General features: G+C 62.2%; 17 protein-coding genes. 10 read left to right on the plus strand and 7 right to left on the minus strand.

The window, feature by feature from the left end:
- Positions 1–52: 52 nt before the first annotated feature.
- Both AB8B33_RS10180 and AB8B33_RS10185 read right to left on the minus strand, forming a co-directional pair.
- Positions 53–814, minus strand: coding sequence for an ABC transporter permease (locus tag AB8B33_RS10180; RefSeq protein WP_113321554.1), 762 nt, complete (start codon positions 812–814; stop codon positions 53–55).
- The gene (locus tag AB8B33_RS10185) at positions 811–1,737 is read right to left on the minus strand and encodes an ABC transporter ATP-binding protein (protein ID WP_113321555.1); all 927 of its coding nucleotides are present in this window, start codon (positions 1,735–1,737) and stop codon (positions 811–813) included. Before AB8B33_RS10185 ends, AB8B33_RS10180 begins: the two co-directional genes overlap by 4 nt.
- A gap of 568 nt (positions 1,738–2,305) precedes the next feature.
- Between AB8B33_RS10185 and AB8B33_RS10190 the strand changes: the two genes are divergently transcribed.
- The 10 genes from AB8B33_RS10190 (at position 2,306) to AB8B33_RS10235 (ending at position 9,502) form a co-directional block, all read left to right on the plus strand.
- Positions 2,306–3,247, plus strand: coding sequence for a helix-turn-helix domain-containing protein (locus AB8B33_RS10190; RefSeq protein ID WP_439015254.1), 942 nt, complete (start codon positions 2,306–2,308; stop codon positions 3,245–3,247).
- A gap of 173 nt (positions 3,248–3,420) precedes the next feature.
- A complete protein-coding gene (locus tag AB8B33_RS10195) occupies positions 3,421–4,827 on the plus strand; it encodes a DUF5939 domain-containing protein (RefSeq protein WP_439015256.1) in 1,407 nt (468 codons plus the stop codon).
- Positions 4,828–4,937: 110 nt separating this feature from the next.
- Positions 4,938–5,261, plus strand: coding sequence for a putative quinol monooxygenase (locus tag AB8B33_RS10200; protein WP_439015258.1), 324 nt, complete (start codon positions 4,938–4,940; stop codon positions 5,259–5,261).
- A 137-nt stretch (positions 5,262–5,398) separates the two neighbouring features.
- On the plus strand, positions 5,399–5,731 hold the full coding sequence (locus AB8B33_RS10205) for a BufA1 family periplasmic bufferin-type metallophore (RefSeq protein WP_439015260.1): 333 nt from the start codon (positions 5,399–5,401) through the stop codon (positions 5,729–5,731).
- Between the two features lie 156 nt (positions 5,732–5,887).
- Positions 5,888–6,775, plus strand: coding sequence for an MNIO family bufferin maturase (gene bufB / locus AB8B33_RS10210; protein WP_439015262.1), 888 nt, complete (start codon positions 5,888–5,890; stop codon positions 6,773–6,775).
- Positions 6,776–6,785: 10 nt separating this feature from the next.
- Entirely contained in the window at positions 6,786–6,944 is a 159-nt protein-coding gene (locus AB8B33_RS10215) for a hypothetical protein (RefSeq protein ID WP_439015264.1), read from the plus strand.
- On the plus strand, positions 6,944–7,729 hold the full coding sequence (locus AB8B33_RS10220) for an HvfC/BufC N-terminal domain-containing protein (protein ID WP_439015265.1): 786 nt from the start codon (positions 6,944–6,946) through the stop codon (positions 7,727–7,729). Before AB8B33_RS10215 ends, AB8B33_RS10220 begins: the two co-directional genes overlap by 1 nt.
- Positions 7,726–8,229, plus strand: coding sequence for a DoxX family protein (locus AB8B33_RS10225; protein ID WP_439015266.1), 504 nt, complete (start codon positions 7,726–7,728; stop codon positions 8,227–8,229). The genes AB8B33_RS10220 and AB8B33_RS10225 overlap by 4 nt, the downstream gene beginning before the upstream one ends.
- Complete coding sequence (locus tag AB8B33_RS10230) at positions 8,226–8,846, plus strand: sigma-70 family RNA polymerase sigma factor (RefSeq protein ID WP_113321563.1); 621 nt, start codon at positions 8,226–8,228, stop codon at positions 8,844–8,846. Before AB8B33_RS10225 ends, AB8B33_RS10230 begins: the two co-directional genes overlap by 4 nt.
- Entirely contained in the window at positions 8,846–9,502 is a 657-nt protein-coding gene (locus AB8B33_RS10235) for an NrsF family protein (RefSeq protein WP_439015269.1), read from the plus strand. The genes AB8B33_RS10230 and AB8B33_RS10235 overlap by 1 nt, the downstream gene beginning before the upstream one ends.
- A gap of 34 nt (positions 9,503–9,536) precedes the next feature.
- On the opposite strand, the gene AB8B33_RS10240 is transcribed toward AB8B33_RS10235, so the two are convergent.
- The 5 genes from AB8B33_RS10240 to AB8B33_RS10260 all read right to left on the minus strand — a co-directional run bounded on the left by AB8B33_RS10240 (position 9,537) and on the right by AB8B33_RS10260 (position 11,946).
- On the minus strand, positions 9,537–10,019 hold the full coding sequence (locus tag AB8B33_RS10240) for a GNAT family N-acetyltransferase (protein WP_439015271.1): 483 nt from the start codon (positions 10,017–10,019) through the stop codon (positions 9,537–9,539).
- Between the two features lie 93 nt (positions 10,020–10,112).
- Positions 10,113–10,403, minus strand: coding sequence for a hypothetical protein (locus tag AB8B33_RS10245; protein WP_113321565.1), 291 nt, complete (start codon positions 10,401–10,403; stop codon positions 10,113–10,115).
- A gap of 7 nt (positions 10,404–10,410) precedes the next feature.
- Entirely contained in the window at positions 10,411–10,647 is a 237-nt protein-coding gene (locus AB8B33_RS10250; protein ID WP_037103012.1) for a hypothetical protein, read from the minus strand.
- A gap of 206 nt (positions 10,648–10,853) precedes the next feature.
- Positions 10,854–11,219 carry a cytochrome C oxidase subunit IV family protein gene (locus tag AB8B33_RS10255; RefSeq protein ID WP_439015274.1) on the minus strand — a complete coding sequence of 122 codons (366 nt, stop codon included), beginning with the start codon at positions 11,217–11,219 and terminating at the stop codon, positions 10,854–10,856.
- A 7-nt stretch (positions 11,220–11,226) separates the two neighbouring features.
- Positions 11,227–11,946 (minus strand): heme-copper oxidase subunit III family protein, encoded by a 720-nt coding sequence (locus tag AB8B33_RS10260; RefSeq protein WP_113321567.1) that lies wholly within the window; start codon positions 11,944–11,946, stop codon positions 11,227–11,229.
- Positions 11,947–11,956 lie beyond the last annotated feature (10 nt).

The following is an 11,956-nucleotide window of genomic DNA, read 5'->3' on the forward strand; positions in this document are numbered from 1 at the left end:
AACGATTTTTGTGGCCGCCTACTCGGATTTTGCCGGTGGCGGCGGCCACTCATCAGTTGCGCAGCCGATACCCCGTCTTGAAGATCCAGCCGAGCGTGCTGAGGCAAATCACCAGAAACAGCGAGATCATCCCGAGGCTGACCAGCGGGTTGACGTCGGCAATCCCGTAGAAGCTCCAGCGGAAGCCGCTGACCAGATAGAGCACCGGGTTGAAATGGCTGACCGCCTGCCAGAAGGGCGGCAGCATGTTGATCGAGTAGAAGCTGCCGCCGAGGAAGGTCAGCGGCGGCACGACCAGCATGGGGATGAGATTCAGTTGCTCGAAATTCGTCGCCCAGATGCCGATCATGAAGCCGAACAGGCTGAAGCTGATCGCCGTCAGCAGGAAGAACAGCACCATCATGAAGGGATGCTCGATCCGAACATCGACGAAGATATTGGCCGTTACCAGGATGATGACGCCGATGAGCAGCCCCTTGGTTGCGGCCGCCCCCACATAGCCGATCAGGATTTCCGTCATGGCGACGGGGGCCGACAGGATCTCGTAGATCGTGCCGGTGAATTTCGGAAAATAGATGCCGAAGGAGCCGTTGCCGATGCACTGGCCGAGCAGCGTCAGCATGATGAGGCCGGGCGTGATGAAGGCGCCGTAGGAAACGCCCTCCACCTGCTGGATGCGCGAGCCGACGGCCGCCCCGAAGACGATGAAATAGAGCGAGGTGGAAATGACGGGCGAAATGACGCTCTGAAGCAGCGTTCGCCGGGTGCGCGCCATCTCGAAGTAATAGATCGACTTGATCGCTTCGAAGTTCATCTTGCGCCTCCTACCAGCGATACGAAGATATCTTCCAGCGAGCTCTGGCGCGTCGAGAGATCCCGGAAATGGATATTGTTTTCGCCAAGCCGCGTCAGAAGCGATGCAACGCTCTCGTGCTCGTTGTGCGTATCGAATTCATAGACGAGGCGGTTGCCCTCGGCCTCGACCGACAGGCCGTTGCCGGCAAAGCAGTCCGGAAGCTTCTCCAGCGGTTCGTTGAGTTCGAGGATAAGCTGCTTGCGGCCGAGCTTGGCCATCAGCGCTTGCTTGTCTTCGACGAGCAGCAGTTCGCCGCCATTGATGACGCCGACGCGGTCGGCGATCTCTTCGGCCTCTTCGATGTAGTGCGTCGTCAGGATAATGGTGACGCCGGAGGCCCGCAGCCGCTCGACGACATGCCACATGTCCTTGCGCAGCGTCACGTCCACGCCCGCCGTAGGCTCGTCGAGGAAGAGGATCGAGGGCTCGTGCGACAGCGCCTTGGCGATCAGCACGCGCCGCTTCATGCCGCCGGAGAGCTGGCGCAGCGTGTTGTCCTTCTTGTCCCAGAGCGACAGGTCGCGCAGCACCTTCTCGATATGGGCGGGGTTCGCCTTCTTGCCGTGCAGGCCGCGCGAAAAGCTTACCGTATTCCACACCGTCTCGAACTGGTCGGTGGTCAGCTCCTGCGGCACGAGGCCGATCAGCGTGCGCGTGGCGCGGAAATCCTTGACCACGTCATGCCCGTCGACGATGACGGCGCCGCCGCTCGGATTGGCGATGCCACAGATGATCGAGATCAACGTCGTCTTGCCCGCCCCGTTCGGCCCAAGCAGCGCCAGGATTTCGCCGCGTTCGATTTCGAGGTTGATGCCCTTCAGCGCCTGGAAGCCATTTGCATAGGTCTTGGTGAGATTTTGGATGGAAATGATCGGTGCCATGGGGCTCTTTGCGGATATCAGATCGAATTCGCCCGCTATATAGCCCCTTTGTGAAGCTTTGACATCCGCAAGGGCCTGAACACAGCATTCACACGATCCGGGTATCCGCCTAAAATGTCAGGCTCGGACGTCCATCCACAGGACAGATCGGGCCTATGAAAAGAAAATCACCGCCCTGTTTGCGATGTCATCAATCGGTGATGTTCCTCCCTCATAAACACACCTGAGGACAGCACCGGTCTCCGCCCGCCGCCCACCCCTTTGCGGAGCCGCCCTCATGGCGATCTCGTTACGCCTTCTCTGCTGACCTCGGCATTGTAGTGAAATTTATTGTCAGTCACGAAATGCAAGGAACCGGCCCAGTATCCCCTGTTCAGCCGCGTTCGTCTAAGCCGGCCCTGTGCCGGCTTTCTTTTTGCCCTGCAGACGAGAACCGATAGAACGAAACAAGGTCTCCAGCGTGCAGCATTCTGCCTGCAGCAGCCTCATTTCAACCACCGGAACACTTCAACCCGCCGCCAGAAACCTCTACCCTGACATCAGCACAACCTGGATTGGCCGAACTGTCATGAACGAGTTGCACTCCATTTCGCCGTCAGGACAAAAGCTCGTCTCCATCGAAGAGATCGTCGACATCAAGCCGCGACGGCCGATGGCGACGACGCGGGATCGGGGATGGAGCGGAGTGACTGTCGATCTTTATCGGCCGCGGCTCGATTGTTCGCAGACCTATCCGGCCCTCGATCACCACCTGATTTCTTATTGCCCCTCCGGCCGCGCCCGCCTGATCCAACGGCGCGACGGGGTCGTCCACGAGGGCACGATTTCGGCCGGCATGTCGCTTCTGATGCCGGCGGGCTGCGTATCGACGTGGGAGGGCCGCACGCCGACATCGGCGCGGCTGCGTGTTCCGGCCCGGCTGCTGGCAGCCGCCGGCGAAGAGCTTGGGTCGCGCGCGGCAAGCATCGAAATCAGGAATATATTCGAAACCCGCGACAGGCTGATCGAGAATATGGCGCTCGTGCTGCTCGCTGAACTGGAGCAGCAGGCCCATCCCGCCCAGGCGCTGATCGTCGACCAGGTCTCTGCCGCCCTCGCCGCGCATCTGCTGAGGGCCTATAACGCCTTTGGCGTTGCGGAGCGCAGCACACTGCCCGGCCTCGGCAAGGCCGAGATCGAGCGCATTACCGACTATATCGAGGACAATCTCGACCGGATGATCGGGCTTGCGGAACTCGCCGCCCTCGTCAATGTCAGCCGCTTTCATTTCGCCCGGCTTTTCAAGCAGAGCGCCGGCGTAAGCCCGATCAATTTCGTCGAACAGCGCCGGATCGAGCGCGCCCGGGTGCTGATTGCCGAAACCGATACGTCGCTGGCCGAAGTGGCCCTTGCGACCGGCTATTCGGACCAGAGCCATTTCACCCGGCGTTTCCACCGCCTGACGGGTGGCACACCCGCCGCTTTTGCACGCGAGCACGGACGTCGGCTGCGGCGGCGCCCGCCGAATTAGGGCCAGGTTTTGCGCGAAGCAAGCGGCCGCCTGCACGGAGCGATCAGCTGTTTCGCTCCGGTACGCAAAAGGTTACTTTAAGGCGAAAAAATAAACGGCTCGCCTGCCTGCCGCCACCGCCCTATTTTGTTCCTCTCGGCCCTGTTTTTGAGCCCTATCTGATGGGATGAGCGATGCCCGATATAACCAACCGCGTCATGGCCGTGCGCCAGCATGTCGACGAAACCGTTGCCAGCGCGATGGCGCATCTTATTGAAGACGCGCCGGATTTTCGCCTGAACCGCGTCAATCCGCTGGCCTTTGCGCGGGCGAACGGGCTCGGCGAACAGGAGAGTATTGCAGCCTTCCTGCATGCCACCCAGCTCGGCCTTTTCGAACTCTCCTGGAACGTTGTCTGCGAAAGCTGCGGCGGGGTGCTCTATCAGGCGGAATCGCTGCAGGGCATCGACCAGCATCTCTATAATTGCTCTTTCTGTTCGCTCGATTGCGAACCGACGCTCGACGAAACGGTAGAGATCACCTTCACGGTCGACCCGCGCATTCGGCACATCGCCGCCCACGATCCCGACAGCCTGCCGCTCTGGGATTATACGCGCCAGATCTTCTGGTCTTCCGGCAGCGATCTGCCCGAACATCTTGCGCCCATCGTCGGCGAGGTCGTTCTCGACGCGTTCGAGATTGCGCCGGGTGCGCGCATGGGCCGGCAGGTTCAGATGAGTGAGGGTGTGGCCATCCTCTTCGATCCCGTGACGCACAGCTCGCGTTTCCTGGAGGTGACCGGCGAACCAACCGACGGCCAGCGCCTGTCGATCGAGATCGATGACGCGCACCAGGCCGGCGAAACGTTGCAGGTGGCGCCCGGCCTTCTGACGCTCGATCTGGAAAATCGGACGAACCGCAGGATAATACCGATCCTCTGGATCGCCGGCGAGGCGCTGGAGGCGATCCTTACGCGGCGCGTGCCTGTCCTGACCGCCAAGCGGCTGCTCACCCACCAGACCTTCCGGGATATCTACCGCACCAATGTTCTCGATATCAATCAGCGCTTCAGGATCACCAGCCTGACCTTCCTGTTCACGGACCTGAAGGGATCGACCGAACTCTACGAGCGGATCGGCGACCTTGCGGCCTTCGATCTGGTGCGCTCGCATTTCCAGCTCATGCATCAGGTCGTTTCCGCCCATGGCGGCGCAGTGGTCAAGACGATCGGCGATGCGATCATGGCAACCTTTCCGAGCCCGGCGCAGGGCGTGGCCGCCGCGCTCGACATTCGCAAGGTGATCGATGAACTCAACCGGCGCGACAGCCGCGACGACCTGTTCCTGAAGGTCGGCCTGCATAGCGGCCCCTGCCTTGCTGTGCTGATGAACGAGCGGCAGGATTATTTCGGCCAGACGGTCAATGTCGCCTCGCGCTTGCAGACGATCGCCACCCCGGACATGATCTTTGCAACGACACCAGTGGTCGAGGACGAGGACGCGCGTGCGCTGCTTGCCGCGCGCGGCCGCAGCCTGCACGGCACCACGGCCTTCCTGCGGGGGCTCAGCGGCGAAATACCGGTTTACGGGATTCCCGCCTGAGCTGAACGTCGGGCGGTAGCAAGGCGGTACCAAGAGCCGCAACACCCTTCAATACTGGCCCGGATTTTTCACCCTTAATGGCTCGGACAGACCATTGAGGGCAATTTATGATGAACGAACTTGTCGCCGTCATTCCGTTCCGCGCCAGGACCGGAAACGGAGAGGATGTCGCGCGCCTGATTGCAGGCGCGCTGCCGCACGTCGAAAGCGAGGCCGGCACGACGACCTGGCTCGTGCTGCGCTCTGAAGCCGATCCCGACCTGATCTTCCTCATCGATCTCTTCACCGATCACGAAAGCCGCAATGCGCATATGAGCGGCGAAGCGGCAAAGCTGATCTTTGGGAGTGTTCCGCCGCTGCTCGCCGAGCCGCCCTCCATCCATCCCGCAACGATCGTTACGCGCAAACCCGCGCCCGGCAAAGGCAGGATGTGAGCGTCCTGCGCAGAACAAAAGAGGCAGCAGGAGCAGGTAACCTTTCGACCGCTGCAGCGAACTTCAAGACAGGCGGATCGCACCGCCCCAGGCGACTGAACAGTCTTCTGGCCATCATCGAAAACCGGAGAATAACAATGTCCAATCGCATCTTGTCCACGCTTGTCGTCGGAGCCTTCGCCAGCGCCATCGGTGCCCTCACGGCCCTGCCGGCCGGTGCGGAAGAATTCACCGACGCGCAGAAGAAGATCCAGGCGGAACATACGGCCCTGGTGAAATCCGGCAAGGTCGAGCCCTGCTTCGGCACGGCGCTGAAGGGCCAGAACGATTGCTATGCCGGCGCCGGCACGACCTGCGCAGGCACGAGCACCGTCGATTACCAGGGCAATGCCTTCAAGCTCGTTCCGACGGGCACCTGCACCACCATGTCCACGCCAAAGGGCACCGGCAGCCTCACTCCCAAGGCCTGATCCGACGCCGATTCGGGAGGCTTGCTCCGGGCAGAACCGGATGACCGCCCGCCGGAAGACTGCCCCGAGGACCGACATCCTCCGAAGACTTGCCTCCCGAAAAGACCGGCCCGCTCCTGCGCGGGCCGGTCCCACCCGACCGATGCCAGGTGCCCCATGCAAAATCCAGACATTGCCTTCACTGATCAAGACATGCCGGCCCGCGCCGGTGTCGGCCTCAAGGCGGAGCATTACAGCCACATCATCGAGACCCTGCCGGATATCGGTTTCTTCGAGGTGCATGCGGAAAATTACATGGGCGAAGGCGGCCCGCCGCATCGTTATCTCGCCGCCGTGCGCGAACATTATCCGCTGTCGCTGCATGGCGTCGGCCTGTCGATCGGCGCCGACCGGCCGCTCGACAGGCAGCATCTTTCCCGGCTGAAGGCGCTGAACGAGCGCTACCGGCCCGCACTCTTTTCCGAACATCTCGCCTGGTCGTCGCATGATGCCGGTTTCTTCAACGATCTCCTGCCGCTGCCATACACAGACGAGACGCTGTCTCGCGTCGCCGATCACGTAGACGAGGTGCAGCAGGCGCTCTGCCGGCAGATGCTGCTCGAAAACCCCTCGACCTATCTGGCCTTCTCCGAAAGCACTTGGTCTGAGATCGACTTCATCGCCGAGATCGTGCAGCGCACCGACTGCGGCCTGCTGCTCGATGTCAACAATGTCTACGTCGCCTCCACCAACCAGCGCTGGGACGCCGTCGCCTATATCGACGCCTATCCGCTGGAGTATGTCCGCGAAATCCATCTGGCCGGCCACGCGGGCGAAGCTGACGAGGGAGACCGGCCGCTGCTCATCGACACGCATGATCGCCCGGTCGATGCCATCGTCTGGGATCTCTACGCCCATGCGCTCTCCCGTGCCGGACCGGTGGCGACGCTGATCGAATGGGATGCCGATCTTCCGGAATGGCCTGTTCTGGCCGAGGAAGCGGCGCGCGCCGAAAGGCTGATGCGCGAGGCGGCCTTGCACCATCCACGCGCGGCCGCCGAATGAGGAGCCCCAGATGACCGGCCACAGAGTTGCCATCTACTATGCCTGGGATCGATCGCGGGAAATTGCCGCCCCGATGGGCAGCGTTGCCACACTCTGGAGTTCGACCGCCGGCGGTCTCGATAGTCTGCGCCGGTTCTGGCGCAATGTCGTCACACGGGGGATCGGCTGATGCCGACGGCACCTTCGACCGCCAAACGCCAGCATGATTTCGCCAAAGCCCTTCTGGACCCCGCGCAACCCTTGCCCGAAGGTCTGGTCGGGCCGGATGGCCGGCCCAGCCTGAGGCGCTTCAACGTTTACCGCAACAACGTCATCGCCGGACTGACGGCGACGTTGAAGGATGCGTTTCCGGCCGTGGCGCGCATCGTTGGCGACGAGTTCTTCCTTGCCATGGGGCGGATCTATGTCGCGCTCGATCCGCCCACCTCCCCGATCATGCTCGATTATGGCCGGGGCTTTGCCGATTTCATCGAGACTTTCGAACCCGCGGCAAGCCTTCCCTATCTCGCCGACGTGGCGCGCATCGAACGGGCCTGGGTGGAGGCTTACCATGCCGCCGAGGCAGAGCCGATCGCGTCCGGGGCCTTTGCCGCAATCAAGGCCGATGACCTGCCGCATCTCAGCGTCGTGCTGCATCCCTCGCTGCGCATCGTGCGCTCGCCCTTCCCGGCGCTGACAATCTGGCGGATGAACCTTGCGGACGGGCAGCCGGCCGAAGTGGATATATCCGCCGGCGGCGAAGACATATTGCTGCTGCGCCCCGGCGCAGATGTCGAAGCGCGCGCGCTGCCGCCGGGTGCGGCCGCCTTCATCATCGCACTCGGCAAGGGGCGGACGATGATCGACGCGATGAAACAGGCGCTGGAGGACAGTCCCCGTTTCGACCTGCCTGCCTGCCTCTCTGGCTTGATGACGGCACGCGCTTTCACCGCATTCGGGAGCGGCAGCAAATGACGGACACCCGCTTTACGCCTGCCGCACTTTATCTGCGGCTTCTCGACATCGTCAGCCTGATCGGCCTCGCCGTCGCCCCGCCGGTCGTGCGCATTGCGCTTGCGCTGCCCTTCCTGCGCTCGGGGCTGACCCGCTGGGACGGCTTCCTGCAGCTCTCGGTCGGCACGCAATTCCTGTTCGAAGACCAGTTCAAGCTGCATATATTCGGCAATCTCTACGGTTTCCCCGCCCCCGATACGGTCGCCCTTCTCGTCGGCTGTGCGGAGATCGCGCTGCCGGTCCTGCTGCTGGCAGGCTTTGCCACGCGCCTTGTCGGCCTTGCTCTGCTGATCATGAGCGGCATCATCCAGCTGGTCTTTCCAGACGGCTGGGTGAATTTTCACCTCTACTGGGCTGCCCTTGCGCTCGCCGTCATGGCGCTCGGCCCCGGCCCGCTGTCGCTCGACTATCTCATGTCACGCCTGTTTGCCCGCCCGCGGAAAAGGAGCGCGCCCGCATGAGCGAGGAGCGCGGCGACCGACTGAAACTCGTCTCCTCCCGGCCGGCGGGCTCTGACATCAGGCGCGCACGCCATCGCGAGCTCGACTGGACGATCCTGATGGCCCGCGCCCAGGATGGCGATGCTGCCGCGTATCTTCGCCTGCTGCAGGAGATCACGCCCTATTTGCGCTCGCTGGCGGTGCGCTATCACCGCGACCCGAGAGACGTGGAGGACACGGTTCAGGATATCCTGCTGACCATTCATTCGATCCGCGAAACCTACGACCCGACCCGGCCCTTCGGCCCCTGGCTCGTCGGCATTGCAAACCGGCGCGCCTTCGACCGGCTGCGCCGGCAGGGACGCCAGCGCGCCCATGAATTTCCGCTGTCGAGCGAACATGACGCGGTTGCAACCAGTAACGATATCGAGGAAGCTGCCAACCGGGTTCATCTCGAAGGCGCAATCAGCGACCTGCCGCCGGCGCAACAGCAGGCGATCAACATGCTGAAACTGAAGGAAATGTCGCTAAAGGAGGCTGCCAGAGAGAGCGGGATGTCCGTCACGTCGCTGAAGGTAGCCACTCATAGGGCGCTGAAAAGCCTTCGCAAGATCCTTCTCGATCATGGTGAGCCGTGATGGAGACCTCCGATCTCATCCGGTCTCTCGCGGACAATGTCACACCCGTCAGGCGGCTGCGGCCGCCGCTGCTGCGCGCCGCCCTCTGGCTGGCGCTCGCCTTCGCGCTGATGGGCATCCTGACGATGATCCATGGCCTGCGCCCGCAATTTGCCGAACGCATGGCCGATCCCGTCTTCCTGACGGGCATGCTGTCCTCGCTCGCGACCGGCATTCTCGCGGCAATCGCCACATTCATGATGAGCCTGCCCGACAAATCCCGTCTGTGGATGCTGCTTCCGCTTCCCACGCTCGTCATCTGGATGGCCAATATCGGCTATCAGTGCTTTGCCGGTTGGGTGGCGCTACCGCCGGCCGCCGTCACCGTCGAGGCCGCCACGAGCTGCCTGCTGACGCTCATCGTCACCAGCATTCCACTCTCTCTGCTGATGCTGATCATGCTGCGCTACGTCGCCTTCCTGCGGCCGGTCTCCGTCGCACTCATCGGCAGCCTCGCCGTCTCGGGCATCACCTCCTCGGCACTCTCGATGTTTCATCCGCTGGACGCGACCGTGATGGTGCTCGGCTGGAACCTCGGCACGGCAGTGCTCTTCGTGGTGATCGCCGCGATCATTGGGCGCAATGCGTCGCAACGCGGCGGACAGACGCTTCCATGATCGATATCGTCGCTGTAACAAAGGGCTCCCGCCCTCAGAGATCCCTGTACATGACAAGCGCATCGACAAACCCAAGTGTGGGATGGCGAAACGCACCCGGAAGCCGGCCGACCACCTGAAAATCGAGCGACTGCCACAGCCGCACTGCCCGCTCGTTCGAACTGACGACGAAATTGAACTGCATGGCCCGGAAGCCGCGCTGGCGCGCATGGGCAAGCGAGTGCTGGTGCATGATGCGCGCCACACCCTGGCCCGCGGCCTCCGGCGCGGTCATATAGCCGCAATTGCAGACGTGATTGCCGCCGCCTGCCTGATTGGCCTTGATATAATAGGTGCCGATGATGCTGCCGCCGTCATCGGCGACGAATGTTTCCTTCTCGGAACCGAGCCAGTAGCCGAGCGCATCGGCCTCGCTCATGTCGCGGTCGAGCGTATAGGTTTCACCCGCCCGGATGACAGGCTCCAGGATAATCCAGATGGCGCTGCGGTCTTCCGCTCTGGCAGGTCGGATCAGCATGATCGAATGTTGGCATGAGGAGATGGCGCTCTGCAACTGCGGCATGGTGCCTGGAAGGGTGCGGCGGAACAAGATGACGTGAAGGCAGCCGGTTCAGTCGTTGACGCTTTCGAGGATATCGTCGAGAAGCCGCTCGGCATAGCGCATCGTCTCGAACTGTTCTTCCGGCGACAGCTTGTGCGCAACGCATTCCGCCCGGATGGCGGTTCTCAGCTTCGCCAGCAGGGCAGCCTGTTCATAGGGCGTGAAGGCGCTGTCGCGAACGGTGATCTTCGCGATCGTCTCCAGAATGGCGATCCTTCCCTCCACCTGCCTTGCCGAGCCGACATAGGATGGCCGCTGCGGTCGGAGGTTGCGGCGCGGGAATGTTACGACATTGCTCATGGCCCCCTCACAGGGCCGGTGTCTTGAAATCGGAGCCTGACAGCATGGTGTGCAGCTTGTATTCGCTGTCAGCACCCTGCCGGTAAAGGTCGATTGTTATACGAGCGAGTTCGCGCGCCTCTGCGCAGTCGCGTGACCAGCCGCGCTCCGCGCAAAGCTTGTCGAAAGCCTTCTGCACGATCGCAAGCTCCACAGCACCAATCCAGCGGTCCGCAGGCGCATCCGCCCCGATCTTCGGTTGCATGATCTCCTCCTGATCGCTCCATAAAGATGCTGCCAAACGCGCAGAGAGGCAGAGAGTTCCACACAAAATACAGGACGCAAAAATTTTCCTGGGAGCCTGTCATTATGCCCCGTTTCAGGGCCTGCAAGCGACCCTGCCGTCGCCTTGAACGGAAAACAAATGCATTTCGCCATTGCTGTCAGGACGGCAGTTCGGACCCGCGTGTTCTACGGCCCGGCGCCAAAAAAGGCGAGCCGGGTGAAGATCGTATAGTCCGCTTCCGATACCATGAGCGCCACGAAAACCAGCACCAGCAGCGGCGGCAGCAGGATGGCGTAGACGAGCGCCAGCCGCTCCCAGGCCATGTGCATGAAGACGGCGACGATCAAGCCGGCCTTCAGCATCATGAACACCAGGATCAGCGTCCACCTCAGATAGCCCTGGATGCCGAGATAATCGACCATGTAGGAGGCCGCGCTGAGCACGAAGAGCAGGCCCCAGACGAGGAGATAGAGCCGGATCGGGTGCTGCTGTCCGGTATGTGCCTGTGCATGCGCCGTTTGGACTTGTGCATGCGCCGTTGTCTCGCTCATGACGACCTCACCACAGATAGAAAAATGCGAAGATGAAGACCCAGACAAGGTCGACGAAGTGCCAGTAGAGGCCCATGATCTCGACGGCCTCGTAGCGGCCTTTGCGGCTGGTGAAGAAGCCACGCCGTTCCACGTCGAAATCGCCGCGCCAAACCTTGCGGGCGACGATGAGGAGGAAGATGACGCCGATCGTCACGTGCGTGCCGTGAAAGCCCGTGATCATGAAGAAGGTCGAGCCGAATTGCGCCGCCCCCCACGGGTTTTCCCAGGGGCGCACGCCTTCGGTGATCAGCTTCGTCCATTCGAAGGCCTGCATGCCGACGAAGCATGCGCCCAGAACCGCCGTCAGCAGCATCAGGATCGCGGTCGTGCGGCGGTCGCGGCGATAGCCGAAATTGACCGCCATCGCCATGGTGCCGCTGCTCGAGATCAGCACGAAGGTCATGATCGCGATCAGGATCAGCGGAACGTCCTGGCCGCCGATATGCAGCGCAAAGACCTCGCTCGGATTGGGCCACGGGACCGGCGTCGACATGCGGGCGGTCATATAGGCGATCAGGAAGCAGCCGAAGACGAAAGTGTCGCTGAGCAGAAAGATCCACATCATCGCCTTGCCCCAGGAGGCGGTCTTGAAGGCGCGCTGATCCGAACTGAAATCGGCCGCGACACCGCGAAGACCCGCCGGCCTGAGGCCGGGCTCGCCGTGTGTCTGGACAGGATGTGCCATCTGCAAATCT

Source organism: Rhizobium sp. 768_B6_N1_8 (assembly GCF_051811225.1).
Taxonomy (GTDB): Bacteria; Pseudomonadota; Alphaproteobacteria; order Rhizobiales; family Rhizobiaceae; genus Rhizobium.

Coding starts and splice junctions, on each gene's coding strand:
- AB8B33_RS10260 (WP_113321567.1), bottom strand. CDS start 11,946: ATGGCACATCCTGTCCAGACACACGGCGAGCCCGGCCTCAGGCCGGCG.
- AB8B33_RS10190 (WP_439015254.1), top strand. CDS start 2,306: ATGAACGAGTTGCACTCCATTTCGCCGTCAGGACAAAAGCTCGTCTCC.
- AB8B33_RS10230 (WP_113321563.1), top strand. CDS start 8,226: ATGAGCGAGGAGCGCGGCGACCGACTGAAACTCGTCTCCTCCCGGCCG.
- AB8B33_RS10180 (WP_113321554.1), bottom strand. CDS start 814: ATGAACTTCGAAGCGATCAAGTCGATCTATTACTTCGAGATGGCGCGC.
- AB8B33_RS10245 (WP_113321565.1), bottom strand. CDS start 10,403: ATGAGCAATGTCGTAACATTCCCGCGCCGCAACCTCCGACCGCAGCGG.
- AB8B33_RS10235 (WP_439015269.1), top strand. CDS start 8,846: ATGGAGACCTCCGATCTCATCCGGTCTCTCGCGGACAATGTCACACCC.
- AB8B33_RS10215 (WP_439015264.1), top strand. CDS start 6,786: ATGACCGGCCACAGAGTTGCCATCTACTATGCCTGGGATCGATCGCGG.
- AB8B33_RS10195 (WP_439015256.1), top strand. CDS start 3,421: ATGCCCGATATAACCAACCGCGTCATGGCCGTGCGCCAGCATGTCGAC.
- AB8B33_RS10250 (WP_037103012.1), bottom strand. CDS start 10,647: ATGCAACCGAAGATCGGGGCGGATGCGCCTGCGGACCGCTGGATTGGT.
- AB8B33_RS10255 (WP_439015274.1), bottom strand. CDS start 11,219: ATGAGCGAGACAACGGCGCATGCACAAGTCCAAACGGCGCATGCACAG.
- AB8B33_RS10205 (WP_439015260.1), top strand. CDS start 5,399: ATGTCCAATCGCATCTTGTCCACGCTTGTCGTCGGAGCCTTCGCCAGC.
- bufB (WP_439015262.1), top strand. CDS start 5,888: ATGCAAAATCCAGACATTGCCTTCACTGATCAAGACATGCCGGCCCGC.
- AB8B33_RS10240 (WP_439015271.1), bottom strand. CDS start 10,019: ATGCTGATCCGACCTGCCAGAGCGGAAGACCGCAGCGCCATCTGGATT.
- AB8B33_RS10200 (WP_439015258.1), top strand. CDS start 4,938: ATGAACGAACTTGTCGCCGTCATTCCGTTCCGCGCCAGGACCGGAAAC.
- AB8B33_RS10185 (WP_113321555.1), bottom strand. CDS start 1,737: ATGGCACCGATCATTTCCATCCAAAATCTCACCAAGACCTATGCAAAT.
- AB8B33_RS10225 (WP_439015266.1), top strand. CDS start 7,726: ATGACGGACACCCGCTTTACGCCTGCCGCACTTTATCTGCGGCTTCTC.
- AB8B33_RS10220 (WP_439015265.1), top strand. CDS start 6,944: ATGCCGACGGCACCTTCGACCGCCAAACGCCAGCATGATTTCGCCAAA.